The organism is Bradyrhizobium sp. YCK136 (assembly GCF_044570075.1).
In the GTDB taxonomy this organism is placed as follows: domain Bacteria; phylum Pseudomonadota; class Alphaproteobacteria; order Rhizobiales; family Xanthobacteraceae; genus Bradyrhizobium; species Bradyrhizobium diazoefficiens.
This window is the reverse complement of the sequence record NZ_CP172424.1, coordinates 6,688,106-6,704,167: the sequence shown is the minus strand read 5'-3', so window position 1 is coordinate 6,704,167 and position 16,062 is coordinate 6,688,106. Positions and strand designations below refer to the sequence as shown.

Annotated in this window: 11 protein-coding genes and 2 pseudogenes; 6 read left to right on the top strand and 7 right to left on the bottom strand. The window is 62.3% G+C overall.

The window, feature by feature from the left end:
* Positions 1 to 4 precede the first annotated feature (4 nt).
* A pseudogene (locus ACFLEY_RS32280) lies at positions 5 to 349 on the top strand (sodium-independent anion transporter); the annotation flags it as partial.
* Between the two features lie 147 nt (positions 350 to 496).
* Here ACFLEY_RS32280 and ACFLEY_RS32275 read toward each other — a convergent pair.
* From ACFLEY_RS32275 to ACFLEY_RS32260, 4 genes are all read right to left on the bottom strand, one after another.
* Positions 497 to 1,906, bottom strand: a complete 1,410-nt coding sequence (locus ACFLEY_RS32275; RefSeq protein ID WP_396604296.1) for a Spy/CpxP family protein refolding chaperone — start codon at positions 1,904 to 1,906, stop codon at positions 497 to 499.
* 568 nt (positions 1,907 to 2,474) lie between these two features.
* The gene (locus ACFLEY_RS32270; protein WP_060911046.1) at positions 2,475 to 3,662 is read right to left on the bottom strand and encodes a 6-phosphofructokinase; all 1,188 of its coding nucleotides are present in this window, start codon (positions 3,660 to 3,662) and stop codon (positions 2,475 to 2,477) included.
* A 24-nt stretch (positions 3,663 to 3,686) separates the two neighbouring features.
* Positions 3,687 to 4,895 (bottom strand): fructose-1,6-bisphosphatase, encoded by a 1,209-nt coding sequence (locus ACFLEY_RS32265; RefSeq protein WP_129557541.1) that lies wholly within the window; start codon positions 4,893 to 4,895, stop codon positions 3,687 to 3,689.
* 342 nt (positions 4,896 to 5,237) lie between these two features.
* Positions 5,238 to 5,998, bottom strand: a protein-coding gene (locus tag ACFLEY_RS32260; protein ID WP_110115998.1) for an IS5 family transposase whose coding sequence is annotated in 2 segments (ribosomal slippage) — positions 5,238 to 5,659 and positions 5,659 to 5,998 — 762 coding nt in all. Because the reading frame shifts where the segments join, the coding sequence is not laid out codon by codon here.
* A gap of 337 nt (positions 5,999 to 6,335) precedes the next feature.
* Here ACFLEY_RS32260 and ACFLEY_RS32255 point away from each other — a divergent pair.
* Positions 6,336 to 6,698, top strand: a complete 363-nt coding sequence (locus ACFLEY_RS32255; protein WP_038965801.1) for a hypothetical protein — start codon at positions 6,336 to 6,338, stop codon at positions 6,696 to 6,698.
* Positions 6,699 to 7,427: 729 nt separating this feature from the next.
* Here the strand turns inward: ACFLEY_RS32255 and ACFLEY_RS32250 are convergent.
* On the bottom strand, positions 7,428 to 8,936 hold the full coding sequence (locus ACFLEY_RS32250) for an adenylate/guanylate cyclase domain-containing protein (RefSeq protein WP_060911047.1): 1,509 nt from the start codon (positions 8,934 to 8,936) through the stop codon (positions 7,428 to 7,430).
* Between the two features lie 172 nt (positions 8,937 to 9,108).
* Here ACFLEY_RS32250 and ACFLEY_RS32245 point away from each other — a divergent pair, with 172 nt between their 5' ends.
* Together ACFLEY_RS32245 and ACFLEY_RS32240 are read left to right on the top strand one after the other, a co-directional pair.
* A complete protein-coding gene (locus ACFLEY_RS32245) occupies positions 9,109 to 9,543 on the top strand; it encodes a hypothetical protein (RefSeq protein ID WP_249162748.1) in 435 nt (144 codons plus the stop codon).
* Positions 9,486 to 10,061 (top strand): hypothetical protein, encoded by a 576-nt coding sequence (locus ACFLEY_RS32240; RefSeq protein WP_249162749.1) that lies wholly within the window; start codon positions 9,486 to 9,488, stop codon positions 10,059 to 10,061. Before ACFLEY_RS32245 ends, ACFLEY_RS32240 begins: the two co-directional genes overlap by 58 nt.
* A gap of 344 nt (positions 10,062 to 10,405) precedes the next feature.
* Here the strand turns inward: ACFLEY_RS32240 and ACFLEY_RS32235 are convergent, their stop codons facing one another.
* Positions 10,406 to 11,425 (bottom strand): transporter, encoded by a 1,020-nt coding sequence (locus ACFLEY_RS32235; protein WP_060911048.1) that lies wholly within the window; start codon positions 11,423 to 11,425, stop codon positions 10,406 to 10,408.
* A gap of 469 nt (positions 11,426 to 11,894) precedes the next feature.
* Here ACFLEY_RS32235 and ACFLEY_RS32230 point away from each other — a divergent pair.
* Positions 11,895 to 12,817: pseudogene (locus tag ACFLEY_RS32230) on the top strand (formylglycine-generating enzyme family protein).
* Between the two features lie 31 nt (positions 12,818 to 12,848).
* Positions 12,849 to 14,567 carry an arylsulfatase gene (locus ACFLEY_RS32225; RefSeq protein ID WP_060911049.1) on the top strand — a complete coding sequence of 573 codons (1,719 nt, stop codon included), beginning with the start codon at positions 12,849 to 12,851 and terminating at the stop codon, positions 14,565 to 14,567.
* Positions 14,568 to 14,660: 93 nt separating this feature from the next.
* On the opposite strand, the gene rocD is transcribed toward ACFLEY_RS32225, so the two are convergent.
* Complete coding sequence (gene rocD / locus ACFLEY_RS32220; protein ID WP_060911050.1) at positions 14,661 to 15,875, bottom strand: ornithine--oxo-acid transaminase; 1,215 nt, start codon at positions 15,873 to 15,875, stop codon at positions 14,661 to 14,663.
* Between the last annotated feature and the right edge of the window lie 187 nt (positions 15,876 to 16,062).

Sequence of the window (16,062 nt, the reverse complement as noted above, 5' to 3'; positions counted from 1 at the left end):
TACGCTGTTCTTCGCCAACGCCGAATTCTTCAAAGAGCGCGTACTGGACGCCGTGGCGAAATCGCCGACGCCCGTACGCTGGCTGGTCGTTGCGGCGGAGCCTGTCACCAGCGTGGACGTCTCCGCCGGCGATACAATCGCCGAATTGGACGAGGCGTTGCACGCGCAGGGTATCGAGTTCTGCTTTGCCGAGCTGAAAGATCCAGTCAAAGACAAGCTGAAGAGATTTGGACTGTTCTCGCAGCTTGGCGAGCAATATTTCTTCCCAACCATTGGCGCAGCCGTTTCCAGTTACCTGGAAATCAATGGTGTAGAGTGGGAGGACTGGGAGGACCAAGCCAAACGTTAGGAAGTGGCATGCCGGGCTTGAATACACACGCCGATTGACCCCCGATTCCGGCCCTAATGCGAATATGCTTTTTGCAAAGCGCGCAATCAGTAACGGTGCGCACCTGCATCGTTCGGCACCGGACGTGTAGCTCCCGCGACGTCGCCGTCACGGGCCTGCGACCTGTTGCAGCGTGTTAAAGCGCGCCTTCTGCTCGCTGCTCAGCGTGGCGTAGAACTCGTCGAGGGCAGGTTCGACCAGCTTGGCGGCCGTCAGCATGGCCTCGAGCCGGCGCTGCATCGCCTCCAGCCGTCCGACCGGCGTCAGCGGCACATCGTTCGGGCAGGCCGCCTGCAGGCCCTCAACGCCTTTCGCCGTGGCCTCGCTGAGGCGGTCGAGCGCCTCCTTCTGCTTGCCCGCGGGGTGGAGCACAGCCTCGATCCTCTGGATCGGCAACTGGGTCAGGCCGGACTTCGGATCGCCGCATCCCTCTCCACTGGCTAGCTGCTGCGGCGGCGAGCGGTCGCCGATATTGGGGCCGAGCGCGTTGAAGCGGGCCTGCTGCTCGTCACTGAGCGAGTTGTAAAAATTCTCCAGTGCCGGGCGCACGATCTTGACCGCTTCCAGCGTCGCGCTGACGCGGTTCATCATTGCGCGCAAGCGGCCGGGCGGAGTTAGTGCGTAAGTGTCCGCGCAGGAGTCCTTGAACACACCGGCAGCGTTGGCAGCCGCGGTCTTCAATTGGTCGAGCAGCGCGCGTTGCTCCGGCGTCGGCCGCACCGCCCGCGCGATATCGGCAAGCGGCCAGGCGGTGACGCCCTTGTCCGGTGTGCCGCACAATTGCTGCAGCGTTTGCGGGCTCACGCTGGCGCGCTGGCGCGCGCGGGAGCCGCCGCCGGCTTGCGGATAGTCGTACGGGTTGATGCTGGCATAGGCGGCGTAGGGGCTGTCACCACCCCAGAACACGGTGTCGACGAAGTCGTCATAGGCGTACGCCCAATAGCCCGGCTCGTAGGCATAGGACCAGAACGTGTAGTCAAAAATGTCGGAATAGGCGTAAGGCCAGAACACGGGCCCAAGCCACGCCACGAACACCGCGGGATGGCGGTGTCGCCAGGCCTGCCGGGGCGCCCAGCCGCTCTGGCGGGCGACGAGGGCCGCCTGGGTTTGCGCAGAGGCCTGCTCGCGGAAGCGCTCGGCAAACCGCCCGCGCTCGGCGGCTCGCGCGGCGGCCGCCGCTGCGGTTGCCGTAGCGGCTGCAGTGGGAGCCTGCAGTCCCAGCCGCTGCTGGCGCGCCAGATCCGTCTGCTGCGTGCGCTGCTCGCGCTGCAGCAGGCGGTTCTGCGTCTGGAGCATCCGTTGCTGCTCGCGTTGCGCCCGCGCGCCCTCCGGCTTTTGCGACTGCAATTGCTGCACGCGCTGCTGCAGGCGATCGATGCGGGTCTGGCGCTCGGCGGTCTGGCGCGACAGCACCTCGCGCTGCCGCTGCTGCACGATCTGCTGGCGCTGCTGGATCTGTTGCTGATGCTGTTGCGCGCGCTGGTCGATCTGCTCCCGTCGCGACAGCCGCTCGCTCACGGCCGGCGCTGCGCCTGGGCCGGACGGGGCGGCAATATGCGGCGTCGGCCGCGGTGCCATGGCCGGACGTTGCGGCGCTGCCGGCGCGCGATGGAATTCAGGCCGCGGCGCTGCCACGTGCGGGGCGACCCGCTGCGGCGGTGCAGCGAAGTGGGGCGTCGGGCGCGGCGGTGGTGAGGCGATGTGCGGCGCGGGATGTGGCGCCATGGCCGGGCGCTGCGGCATGGCCGGGGGATGGAATGCCGGCGCGGCGGGACGCGCCATGGCTGGGGGCGCCGCCGGACGTGCCATGGCAGGTGGTGGTGCCGGCCGGGCCGCCGGCGCTGCGGCCGGTCCCGGTGGTCCACCTCTTCCGTGTCCCTGGCCGGGTCCCTGGGCGGACGCGCCGACGCTCGTCGCCAGCACCGAGACACCAACCAGAAAAGCCCTCAGGCAAACGCCACGCGGACGCATGATCGTCGCTCCCAGCTCGTAATCGCCCACGACTTTCAACGCACGGGTAGCGGAATCGTTCGTTGTCGGCCGCGGCCGGCATTGCGATCTTCCGACGCAGGCAGCTTCCGGCACGCTAAGACGCGCGGTTGAGAAAGATCGGCAGCCCCTGCTTGTTGGCGTAGATGGGGCGGTAGCGCTCCGTGTTGTAGCTGCTCGCAACGTCCAATTTGCGCGGACCGAGCTTGGCGTCAGGGATGGGCACGAGGTCGTAGCGGCCCTCGACCAGCGCCGACATGAGGCCGGTCTTGCTTTCCAGCATGGCATCGTAGGCCATGTTACCGAAAGTCAAGGCCACAAGCTTGTCGATGAAGTCCGGATCGCCCGATCGCAGATCGTAGGTGAGATCGGAGGTGATTGTCTCCTCGCCGGTGCGCTGCTTGATCTCGTCGGCAAGCGATTCCGCCACGTTGGCCTTCTTGCGGTGACCGTAGGCGTCAGGCTCGCCGTATTCCCGCAGCTTGTAGCCTTCCCACTGAGCTCCCTCGCTGAGCACGATCAGCGCGTAGTTGCTTGGATTGGCGCGCTTGTCCTCGATGAGCAACTGGATCAGCTTGTCGAGGTCGACCTTATGCTCCGGTATGACGCATCGTATCGAGGTCGCATACGCGGTGTAGAGTGCCGTAAATCCGGCATCGCGGCCAAAGACGCGGAAAATGCCAATTCGCTCATGCGAGCCGACGGTGGTGCGCTGCCGCTGGATGGCATCGCTGGCGCGGGTGATCGCGGTCGAGAAGCCGATGCAGTACTCGGTGTTGCGGACGTCATTATCCATCGTCTTCGGGATGGCGATGATCTTGACGCCGAGTTCGTTGAGCTTGGCCGCATAACTGAGCGTGTCGTCGCCACCGATGGCGATCAGGTGTTCGATGCCAAGTCCCGAAAGGTTAGCGAGCACCCGGCTGGTGAGGTCCCATGTCTTTGTCGCGATGCCGCCGTTGGTGCTCAGCGAGACCGGAACCTCATTGCCGACGAGATGACCGGGCAGCTTTTGTATTTTGGAGGGATTGACGCGGCTCGAGTGCAGCACGGTGCCGCCGCGCCGGTCGATGGTTCGCGTGTTTTCACGGTTCAGCGGGATGACGTAGTGGGACCTGCTGTTTGGGTCGTCGAGGTTCAGGTGCGTGAGGGCCTCCCAACCACGGCGCAGACCGACAACCTCGATGTCGTCCTCACTGCCGCGATAAGTCACGCTTTTGATGACTGCATTGAGGCCGGCGACGTCGCCACCGCCCGTGAGAATGCCGATGCGTTTTCTTGCCATATCCACCTCCGGATCGGCATGTCGTCATAGCGCCTGCATCTGTCGATTGAACGGTGAACATCGCTCCAGCTTGTGATTGGAGGCGGCCGCTACTCGGCCGCTTCCGGCTTGCTCGTCGCGCAGTCGAAAACGCTCCAGCAGTCCGGACACGGTGTCGCGGAAGCCGCCATATTCCAGTTCGGAATAGGGTAGCATGGCGGCGCCGGACCAGCCTTGGCTGCGCATCTCGATGGCCTTGCGCTGGGCACGCCGGCGGACCTCATCCCATGCCGGGTTGTCGAAGAAATCGGTGTAGGACTCGGCAAAGCGGCCTTCCCTGTCGATCGAAAAGCCGACGCAAGAAACGATCGGCAGGCAGTACATGCCGGTAACGGGCGTGTTGAGTGGCACCGGCATGAGCGGCATCACATGCGAGCCGCGTGCATCGCCGCCCACGAAGTGCGCTTTGGCGAACGGCGAGATTATTTCCTCCGGAGCTGGGAAAATCCCCTGGTTCCTGACGATCGCGACTGGATCATCCTTGCCGGTGTACTTGCCTGCGATCGCGTGGAGGCGCTGTGCCGAAACGGCCACGACGACCTCGCCATGGGTTCGAGAAATGATGCGATCGATGCCGAAGCGCTCGTTGTCGCGAAGCAGGGCGGCAATGTGGTAGCTGTCGTCGGGTGCGTCGAGCTCGAGGAGGCTGTCGCCGGCTGTGTTGTCCATGTCGATGACATGGAAACGGAATCCCTTGATCATCGGAGGCAGCATCAGCCCCGCGCAGTACATGGGGTCGGCAAAGGCGAGATATAGCGGCAGGTTGTAGGCGCCGGGGCCGCATTTGTCGGCCGCGAACACCATGAAGGACTCCGCGGGTCGCGCGCCGGAGAGGCTGTGGTCGAAGCTGAGCTCGGCGACGCCTGGGCCGGCGCCGCGAATGTTCCCGGAAGGGGCGTCGGCGAGAAGATCCTGGCCAGCGCCATAGAGCCCGGAGGTTTTCGCGACCGAGGTGGCCGCGAGAAACGTCTTCCAGGCGAGTTGATGGACCTCGGAGCTTCCTTCGCCCCGTGTGTGCGTCATGATGATCGCAATGTCGTCGCCGGTGTGGCAGATGAAACCGTCGATCAGCAGACCATTGCAGATCGCCTTGGCAACCTCGCCCTCGACAGTCGCCATCATGCGTGAAGACGGTTTCGTATGCCCGCCAACGGAGCCAACGTCAGCTTTGATGACTGAAAGAGTGAGTATCATGAGCGTTTCTCCGATCAGCGCAGCTCGGCGCCTCCGGCTGCGCCGGGCACGGCGCTGCTCATTCGCGGACAAAAACGTCCGTCGCTCCGATAGGTTCCACGCACCCGTTCATCCGGTTGCCGGGATCATGCCGAGTTTTGCCTTAGGACCATGCGTCACTACTTGCTGCGCTGCACGAGTCCGGTTCTGGACCCGAAGCCAACGTTTCGGGCGTTTGCCACCTCGCCCAGCGCGTCAATGTAACCACGCGCAGACCCATCATCAAAAAGTGGAAGACCCGAGAACCTGAGGGTGAAGCCCAGCTTTTTCGACTATCGCCTTGCAGCGAGCTAGGGTCCAGACTCAATTGAGCCAATATGCGACGAGAGCGGCGAGATGAACAGCGGCCAAAAAATTACGGGCGAGCTTGTCATATCGCGTGGCGATGCGCCGGAAGTCCTTGAGCCTGCAAAAGCAGCGTTCGATGACATTTCGTCCTTTGTAGGCGCGTTTGTTGAAGCGATGGATGACGACACGGTTAGATTTATTGGGGATTACGGGCTTGGCGCCACGACGAATGATTTCGCCGCGAAGCTTGTCGCCATCATACCCTTTGTCGGCGAGGAGCACGCTCATGGGTGGCGCGAGCGCCAGGACATCGGGAGCCGCAGCGATATCGGCATCCTGGCCTGGAGTCAGATGCAGGACGACCGGCCGGCAGAGCGGATCGCTCAGCGCATGGATTTTTGTCGTGCGGCCTCCGCGCGAGCGGCCGATTGCTTGATTGTGCTCCCCCCTTTTCCGCCGGAGGCACACCGGTGAGCTTTAATCGAGGTCGAGTCGAGCGACAGTACGACGCCGTCTTCGCCAGGCTTGGCCAGCGCTTCGAAGATTGCGCACCATCGTCCTCGCTTGGCCCAGCGATTGAAGCGATTGTAGATCGTCGTGTAAGGGCCGTATTCACGTGGACAATCACGCCATCGTGCACCCGATTGCAGCATGTGAATGATGCCGCTGACGATGCGTCGGTCGTCGTCCCGATCCGGCCCCGTCAGTCCCCTCGGCAGATGCGGTTCGATACGCGCCCATTGCCTGTCGTTCAGCCAAAACAAACCAGCGCGCATTCTCTCGCCCCCGAATCAACACGTAGGCAAGAGAATCACGTGGCGCTATTTAGGTACAGACCCTAGCACCCCCAAAAGCGCTCTTGACCCTTGATCTAGATCAAGCAGCGTTTGCGGCATTCTGCCCAATAGCCAGCATCCAGCGTGGTTTTCGATGTCTCCCGCAGAAGTCCGCCAGTCGGGGAAGATCGGAAGTGAGCGGCGCGCGGTCAAAGTGACGCGATTGACCCAAAGCCGTCCCAATCCTGGCGGTGCAATTTCCGCCGAAGTGGCACAGTCGATAGGCGACTGCCAGACGTGGCATCTTGCGCCACGGTCCAACTGCAAGGAGCAAGCCATGATGAATCTAAAAGTTCTTGCCGCAGTCGTGATTGCGGCATCCGCCCTGTCCAGCTCTGCTGCACTGGCGCAGGCGGCCCTTTCCAATCCTGACGAATGCCAAGCTGAATTCGCGAGTTGCACGGGTCTTGGAACTGGGGGTACCCCCACCGGCGTCCATCGGCAATCAACTCGGCGCTCGGCGTATCGCCAGCCGGCGGCGGCGGCCGCTACCGTCGGCAGCTGGGGCAATTCCTACGCCATGTCCGGCGAGATGGGCTGGCACGGCAACTGGAATACGTATGCTGCCCGCAACGGCATCGTCTGCAAGCCCGGCACCTATTTCAAGGGTGCTGACGGTCTCCGGCATCTCTGCCAATAGGTCATCCGCTCTGATCAGGCGGCCCCAACGGGCCGCCTGTTTCATGCCGGAGAGTAGCTCTCGTTCTGAGTGGGCCAGCATGGAGGCAAGCAGGCGCTTGTCTGCCAGCTGATGACCGCTTCTGGCCCAGGCTGTGTGATAACCCTTTTGTCGACTGGCAGGTCGAGGGGCCCGGGATCGGTTTCGCGGCTAGAGTTGGCTCCGATACAAACTCCCCTACGCCTGCATCGCTTCCAGCAGCGTTCGGCAACCCAAGATCGCTATTACGCGTTTCATATTGTAGGCGAGCACATTGAGCGCCATCTCGGTCGCAACCTTGTGCCGTCTTCGCATCAGGAAGTGCGTCGCACCCATCCCGTCGTGCCGCGCGCCACGCATTGGCGCAGTCCTGAGCACGAGAGTTCTACTTAGGCCTGCGCTTAGCCGCCGACGATGCGAAGTGACCGGCCCGCGCGACAGATTTTTGAGCAGATCCCGGACTCGTCAGGGAAGGACTCGGAGCGGACAAATGGCTGGTTACGGTCCGCTCACTTATTTCTCAACGTGACGCCAGACACCGTCCCAGTCCGCGGCCGGAGGCGCGTGACCCAAATGCGCGATTCGTTCCAGAAAGACGCGCGTCGGACCGTCGTCGGGGATCTTGCACAGGCAGCTTTCGAACGCCGTCTGCGCAGTAGACCAGTTCCGGCTGCGATATGCGGCAAGTCCTTGCGCGAACAACACCCGCAATTAGTCCCGCGTGGATTCGAGCTCGCCGGCGCGACCCATCAACTCATAAATTCGCACCGGCTCGGTTTTTCCGGCGACCGTGATGGTGTCGATTTCGCGCGCTTCAATCGCGCCTTGTGCGAGCCGGAAAGTCTCCTCGCTGATGATGATGAGGGTTCCGTAGATCTTGTTCATGCCCTCGAGGCGCGAGGCAAGGTTTACGCTGTCGCCGATAACGGTGTAAGAACGAGCGGAATCCGAGCCAATGGTGCCAATCACGGCTTCGCCGGTGGCAATACCCATCCGGATCACCAGCTCCGGTGCGTTGCGCCGCATTCCAGTGATCTCCGGTACTTGCTCTCGCAGAGCGGCAATCGCGTCCTGCTGCTCCAGCGCCGCTCGGCAAGCATCGCTTGCATGTTCGTCTCCGTTTGAAAACGGCGGCACCCAGAACGCCATGACGGCGTCCCCGATGTATTTGTCGATGATCCCACGATGGCCGTGAATGACATTGGCCACCGCGCCGAAATAGTTGTTCAAGAGGTGAACGACGGCGCTGGCGGTTAGCTGCTCGCTGATGCCCGTAAACTGCTTGATGTCGGAAAAGAAGATGGTGAGGCTGCGCCGTTCGGCCTGATCCGCGCCACTGGCGATCAGCCGGCTGACGAGCCTGGGATCGACGAATTTTCCGAAGGTGTCCTTGACGCGGTCTCGCGCGCGCAACTCGTCGACCATCCGGTTGAACGAGAGTGCCAGCTCGCCGACCTCGTCGCGGGTGGCTATCAAAACCGGCTCGGCGTTCGTGCCCAGTTCAAGCGCCTTCGTGGTTGCGACAAGCTGACGCAGACCGGAGACCACGCGTGTCGATCCGATGGCGCTAACGCCCAGACCGATGCCGCATGCCGCAACGAAAAGGGCAAGGCTCAAATAGGTGTTCAACCGCTGCCTCGCGAGAACCCTGCGGGTCGACCGGTCGGTCAGATTGGCAAGCTCACGTCGAATCTGCGAGAGATCGGGGCCGAACGCCTGGGCGAATTTGGCAAAGCCGCGCGAAATGGTCCGGGCCTCGTCGCGACGTCCCTCCGAGATAGCCGCAAGCGTGGCGTCCCCCACGGCGAAGAAGTCTTCCAGACTACGGCCCATGTACTTGAGGACGCCGGCCATGCGAGCCAGGTCGACGCGATCCTCAGTGTCGTAGCCGGGGTCGCCGGTTGCTTTGTGGAGCAAGGCTTCACCTGTCTTGACGGTATCGCGCAGCTCGTCGGCCGTTGCCCGCACTGCGGCCATCGCCGTCCGCTCCGTTCCAGCATCGGCTCGATCGGATATCAGGACACGCAAGACTTCGAGCTCGTATCTATCGGTAAGGACATCGAATTCAGAAACCATGCGCGATAACGGCAGCTCATATTCGGTGATGTTCCCGAGCTGATCGCTGTCGAGCTTTTGCGCGAAGCCGAGAACGCCGACGACTGCGCCGAAAATTGCCAGCAGAATGCCTGCAAGCAGAAAGATTTTCTTACGAATCGTCATGGTTAGCCATCGCCGCCACGGGTGAGCAAAAAGCGAAGACCGGGCGGACATGCAGTCCGCAACTCATCTAATCCTAAAGCAACGCCCTCTGACTACTCAAGGCCCCCTTGAGCTTGCAATATGCTAATTTGAGCCGGCATGATCCCCGGTTTTTCAGCCCGGACGTTGCACCGTGACCGATGGTCGTCACCCGGCATGGACCGAGGAAAGCCGCTTCCGCGGTGCCCCCGACGATGTGGTTATCATCCCACTTGTTGTTATCACGCTCGCCACAAACAAGATCCTGCGTTTCGTTCTTTCGATCTTGATGCGGATGCTCGACTACGCCTTCCCTTTAGCAATGCAGATCGTCTGGCTTCCGCTCTTCGCGGCCAAGGTTCTTGGCGATGTCATCGTTACCGTCATAAACGGCGCGTTGCGCTTCCTTCCCCTATCCGAGGCGAAACGTCGACAGTGGAGTAGATCGATTCGCCGGAACTGGTTGTGTTCCGGCGGAAGATTAGCTATCGGGCGTTCGAACAAGCTGTACATGATGCGTTTGAAGGCGGCATGGCATGGGTGTTCAGAGAATGCCGGCATCTCACGCCGAACACCGCATTGCTCGTGATCCTGTGCGCGGTACTTTGGCTGCCGATCTCTTTCGGGGCTGCAACGGCGATGCACGCGGTATTGTTTGCCAAGGTCACCTCCTGGCCAGCTTGGATGCAACTTTTGCATCCGCTCGCAACCGTCATAGCTAAGAGCAAGCTTTTGGTGCTACCGGTCTACCCGGCAGCCTGGCCGCAGGCCAAGAAACATCCATTCGTTCAACTCGTATTCAAGGGCTACGAAACCATCAAGTGCGTGTATGTGATCAGAAAGGTCGGCTTTCGCTATCGGCAGGCAGAGATCGCCGGAATCGCGGCGGTTGAGAGGCTCGAGCGCACCGCCGGCCTCACATCGGCGGTGAGGTGGCTGCGCGAGGCGCATGTCGCCGAACATTTCGGCGTCGAAAAGCCCACTCAGGAATTGCGTTCGTTCTTCGCGCGATGGTCAATTAAGTTTTCAGCTGAATACTACGAAGCGAAGGAACGGCAAGCGGGTGTCCCATCATCAAACAGCAGCAAGCCGCGAACGCTGAGGTGATCATCAGTCTTAAAACCGCCAACGGCCTCACCGTGCCGCCGTCGCTGCCTGGCTGCGCAACGAGGCGCAATTTGCTGCGATGCATGAGACCGGAAGTGGCCCATCGCGTCGTCTGGCCGCGGTGCGGAATTTGATCGCTACCAGGGTACAACGGACACTGGGCAAGCCTGCACCAATCAAGCTTGATTTCTGAGGACGCGCCCTGGCAATCGCCCACAACTTTCAGCGCACAGGTGGCGTAATGGCTCGTTGTTGGCCGCGGCCGGCATTGCGATCTTCCGACGCAGGCAGCCTCAGGAGAAATCCTGCGCCAGGGTCGTGGCGAACTGCTCCAGCGCCCAGAGCTACTTCAAATGCCTCGGTCCGCGCGGCGTCGCTGGTTTCTCTGGCGCTGAGGGCGCAAAACTCAGCGTGACCATCGCGAATTGGGTCGTCGGCCGGTTCTCGGTGGCGACGTCCCAATAGCCGCGGATGTTCAGATAGCCCGTGTATCCCTCGAACGCGGGAAAGAAGATGCCGATCTGCGGGCCGATGCCGACCGAGTGGCCCTTGAAATCGCCGAGCTTTGCGCCGGCGCCGCTGTCGCCGGTGACCTGCTGGTAGACATAACCGGCGATGCCGACATGCACGCTTTTGCTGACAAAATGCGACGCCGCCCAGTCGAAATGGAAGTCGATACCGTTTCGATATTGCAGGGCGTCGTTCATGCCGCTGTAGGTGAAGCCGGCAACCGCCGAGAGTTCGTGCCCGGTTTGAGGGTTGAGGTAGGTATAGCCCACGCCGCTATCCACGGCGGTGTAGCCGGGGCTCAGATTTGCCAGGCGCGCGGAGTCGTAGGTACCGCTCGGGATGTTGCCGAGCACGTACCACATGAAATTGTTGACGCCCTGGTTCCATTTCAGGGTGACGAGGTAGTACACGTCGGCGAAGGTCGTGCGCTCGTCGTGGGCGTTGCCCGAAATCTGGTTGCCCCGCGGGCCGGTCAGCGTCGCGCCAATGTTGACCCCGACATTACCGGGGACGCCGGCAGCGCCGACCGTCAGCTGGCCACCCAGCACCGGCGTCTCAAACGTATAGGCCGGCAGGAAGCCGACGGCGTCAGCGCGCGCATGCAGCCCGCTGACGATGGATGAATTGTTCTGCAGCTCCTTGCCGCCGCCGGCATTTGCCTCAAGGTGAAGATAGACGGTGGTGAAACTCCAGCCCGCTTGCCCCGGCACGGCGGAAAGACTGCCCATGCTGCCCGGCAACCAAAAGCCGACGCCGCCGGCGTCGGCCTTCGCATGGTGTGTTGAACTTGCAGAGATGCTGACAATGAGAACTACGGCCGTAAGGAGTCGGTGCCTGTTGCCGCTAGATCCCATGGTCCCTCCACTACCGGCGAACGCGAATGACAACTCATCAGGCCGATAAGGAATGCGGACGATTATGGCGCTCTAGGATTCCCGCGCCAGACCATTTCCGGAATTTGCGGGCGACCACTCCAGTTTATCCTGTCGCGTGACAAACGCATCACACTTGCGCGCACTTTTGTCGATGCGCGTAGTTCCAATTCCCGTTATCACGCATTGGCCAAAGCATCCGCTGTTTTGGTAGGGCAACGCTTCTGACCTTTGAATTCTCAGCGCCAATCCAGAAGCCGCTTATACTGAAGGTCAATCTGGAGTTGATGCTCCGGTGCGGAGGCGGATCGTTCAGATCGCACCAAGAGGTTGCTACGCGGGGATTCTGGGACGTCTGCCGTCAGCGCGCACTTCTGGAGTAACGTTCATGACGTTGCCGCTGACCGATGAGCGGAACGATCGGCCACCGGAGGATGGCCGGACGGCCGACATGGTCCGGATTCCCGGCGGCACGTTTCGCGTGGGCTCCAACGACCATTATCCAGAGGAAGCGCCGGTCCATCGGGTGACGGTGGACAGCTTCTGGATCGATCGCACGCCGGTGACGAACCGGCAATTCAAGGCGTTCGTCAAGGCGACCGGTCACAAGACCTACGCCGAGATTCCGCCCGACCCGAAGGATTATCCCGGCGCGTTGCCGCACATGATCTACGCCGGCTCGCTTGTGTTCACGCCGCCGCCGAGCGTCGCGAATTTGCGCGACTGGAGCCAGTGGTGGCAATTCATGAAAGGCGCGGACTGGCGCCATCCCTATGGGCCGAAGAGCAACATCAACGTGCACGATAATCACCCTGTCGTGCATGTGTCGTTTTCGGATGCGCTGGCCTACGCGCAATGGGCGGGGAAGGATTTGCCGACCGAAGCGGAATGGGAATTTGCCGCGCGCGGCGGGCTCGACGGCGCCGAATATGCGTGGGGCACGGAATTCACGCCCGCGGCGTGCACATGGCCAATACCTGGCAGGGTGAATTTCCCCGGCAGAATTTGAACGCCGACGGCTACGAGCGGACCTCGCCGGTGACGGCGTTTCCGCCGAACGGCTACGGCGTTCATGACATGATCGGCAATGTCTGGGAATGGACGTCAGACTGGTATGCGCCGAAACACGAGGCGGATGCGCCGAAGGCCTGCTGCGTTCCCGTGAACCCGCGCGGCGGCCGCGAAGACGGCAGCCATGATCCCCATCAGCCGAACATCAGGATTCCGCGCAAGGTGATCAAGGGCGGCTCGCATCTGTGCGCGCCGAACTACTGCCGCCGCTACCGTCCGGCGGCGCGTCATGCGGAGGCGATCGACACATCCACCAGTCACCTCGGATTCCGCTGCGTAAGGAGGACGCCTGCCGCGGGATAGTTGTCAGTCCTCGTTGTGAAGGAGCAAAACAATGCCCGGCGACACAAAGAAGCAAGACGGACACCACGCCTCACCAAGCGAGACCGAAGACCGCGCCCTCAGCCGCCGGAATGTCTTGCTGGGCACATCGACGCTGGTGGCGGCGGCGACGCTGACCTCCGGCGCGCTCGCGCAGGCCCAGAAGGCGGCGCCGGCGCCCGCCGCCACGCCATCCGGCCGCAAGCCGAACATCCTCGTCATCTTCGGCGACGATATCGGCCAGACCAACATCAGCGCCTATTCTTTCGGCCTGATGGGCTACAAGACGCCGAACATCGATCGCATTGCCAAGGAAGGCATGATGTTCACCGACTACTACGCTGAGCAGAGCTGCACGGCGGGACGGTCGTCCTTCCTCACCGGTCAATGTACGCTGCGCACCGGCCTTTCCAAGGTAGGCATACCGGGCGCAACGGTAGGCCTGCAGGCAAGAGATGCGACCATCGCCGAGTTGCTCAAGCCGCTCGGCTACGCCACAGGCCAGTTCGGCAAGAACCATCTCGGCGACCGCAACGAGTTCCTGCCGACGGTGCACGGCTTTGATGAGTTCTTCGGGAATCTCTATCATCTTAACGCCGAGGAAGACCCGGAATCGCGGACCTACCCGCGTGACCCTCGCTTTCGCGAGTCCCTCGGTCCCCGGGGTGTCCTGCGCTGCAAGGCGTCGGACCGGGACGATCCGACAGAACATCCCCGCTGGGGGCGGGTCGGCAAGCAGACCATCGAGGACACCGGGCCACTCACCAGAAAGCGAATGGAGACGGTCGACGACGAAACATCCGCCGCGGCAATAGACTTCATCCAGCGTCAAGCCCGCGCGAACACGCCGTTCTTTTGCTGGTTCAACGCCACCCGCATGCACCTCCGCACCCATGTGCGGCCGGAGAATCGTGACAAGCCCGGCCTTACGTCAAGGACCGAGTACAACGACGGCATGATCGAGCACGATGCTGTCATCGGGACGATCCTCAAGGCGGTGGACGATCTCGGCATCGGCAATGACACCGTCGTGCTCTACACCACGGACAACGGCCCGCATCAGAACACCTGGCCGGATGCCGGCACGACGCCGTTCCGCAGCGAGAAGAACACCAACTGGGAAGGTGCGTTCAGGGTGCCGTGCCTGATCCGCTGGCCGGGACGAATCCAGCCCGGTTCAGTCTCGAATGATATCGTCAGCGCGCTCGACTGGCTGCCGACCCTGATGGCGGTCGCGGGCGAGCCGGACATCAAGGAAAAGCTGCTCGGGGGTCATCAGACCGGAAGCAAGACCTACAAGGTCCACCTCGACGGCTACAACCAGCTTCCATATCTCACGGGACAACAGCCACGCGGCGCGCGCAAGGAGTTCGTCTATTTCAACGACGATGGCGATCTCGTCGCGCTCCGCTATGAAAACTGGAAGTTCGTGTTCGAGGAGCAACGCGCGACGGGCACGATGCGGATCTGGGCCGAGCCGTTTACCAAGCTGCGTGTCCCGAAACTGTTCGACCTACGCTCCGATCCCTACGAGCGCGCCGACGTCACGTCGAACACCTACTACGACTGGTTCATATCGGACGGATCGGGTCCGTTCATCGCGTCTCAAGCCATCGTGGCGCCGTTTCTGGCCACCTTCAAGGAGTTTCCGCCCAGCCAGCGGCCATCGAGCTTCAGCATAGACCAGCTCGTCGAGAAGATGCAGCGGAGTTTTGAGGCGACATCGCAATGAGTATGAGTTTTGCCGCCCCAATAGCGATCCCACTCCTGGGTGGAAACGATATCCAGTGCTGCTGCTCCTGAACCTCTTCCGACGCAGGCAGCTTCAGGAGAAATCCTGCGTCAGGGTCGTGGCGAACTGCTCCAGCGCCCAGTCGACCTCGTCGCTGGTGATCACCAGCGGCGGGGCGATGCGGATCGTGTGCCCATGGGTGTCCTTGGCGAGGATGCCCTTGCCCTGGAGCGCCTCGCAGTAGCGGCGCGCGCGGCCGGCTTCGGGATTCAGCTCGACCGCCAGCATCAGGCCGCGCCCGCGTACCTCGCGGACCGTGTTGGCGCGGATGTCCTTCAAGCCTTCCAGAAGGCGCGCGCCCTGCCTGGCCGCGTTCTCGATCATGCCTTCCTCGACCAGCACGCGCATTGCCGGGCGCGCCACCGCGCAGGCCAGCGGGTTGCCACCGAAGGTTGAGCCGTGCTGCCCGGGTCGCAATGTCCCGAGCACTTCGTTGTTCGAGAGCACGGCCGACACGGGATAGAAGCCGCCGGACAAGGCCTTGCCGAGCAGGGTCACGTCCGCCTCGATTCCCTCGTGCTGTTCGGCGAGCAGCTTGCCGGTGCGGCCGAGCCCGGTCTGGATCTCGTCGAGCACCAGCATGACGTTGTTGGCCGTGCAGAGCTCCCGCACCTTGGTGAAATAGCCCGCCGGTGGAATGATGACACCGGCTTCGCCCTGGATCGGCTCGACCAGAAAGGCGACCGTGTTGGGCGTGATCGCTTGTTCGAGTGCCGCGGCGTCGCCGAACGGGATGATCCTGAAGCCCGGCGCGAACGGTCCAAAGTGTCCGCGGGTTTCAGGGTCCGTTGAGAAGCCGACGATGCCCAGCGTGCGTCCGTGGAAATTGTCGGCGCAGACGATGATCTCGGCCTGGTCGTCCGGCACGCCTTTCACCTCGTAGCCCCATTTGCGCACCGACTTGATCGCGCTTTCGACCGCCTTGGCGCCGCTGTTCATCGGCAGCACCTTGTGGGAGCCGGTCAGCGCAGCGATCTCCTCGTAGAACGGGGCGAGTTGGTCGTTGTGGAAGGCGCGCGAGGTCAGCGTCAGCCGGTGTGCCTGTTCCACCATCGCCGCCAGAATCTTGGGGTGGCAGTGGCCCTGGCTGACCGCGGAATAGGCCGAGAGGCAATCGAGATAACGGTTGCCGTCGGTATCCCAGACCCAGACACCTTCGCCGCGCGACAGGACGACCCCGATCGGCTCGTAATTATGGGCGCCAAGGCGCGTTTCCGTTGCGAGGTAATCAATGACGGACGAGCTCATCTTTCGTCACTCCATTGCTGCGTGCCGGCGTCAACCGACTGCACCGCGCTCAAATCGGTCCGAGCCCGGCGCGATGCGCGAAGCCGCTGGTTTGCCTCCCTTTGTCAAATGGTTATGCGGATCCACCGAGGCAATCTTCCGTTAGCCTCCGCTACTGTGCATGGGGTTGTTTTCAACATTTTTGTTT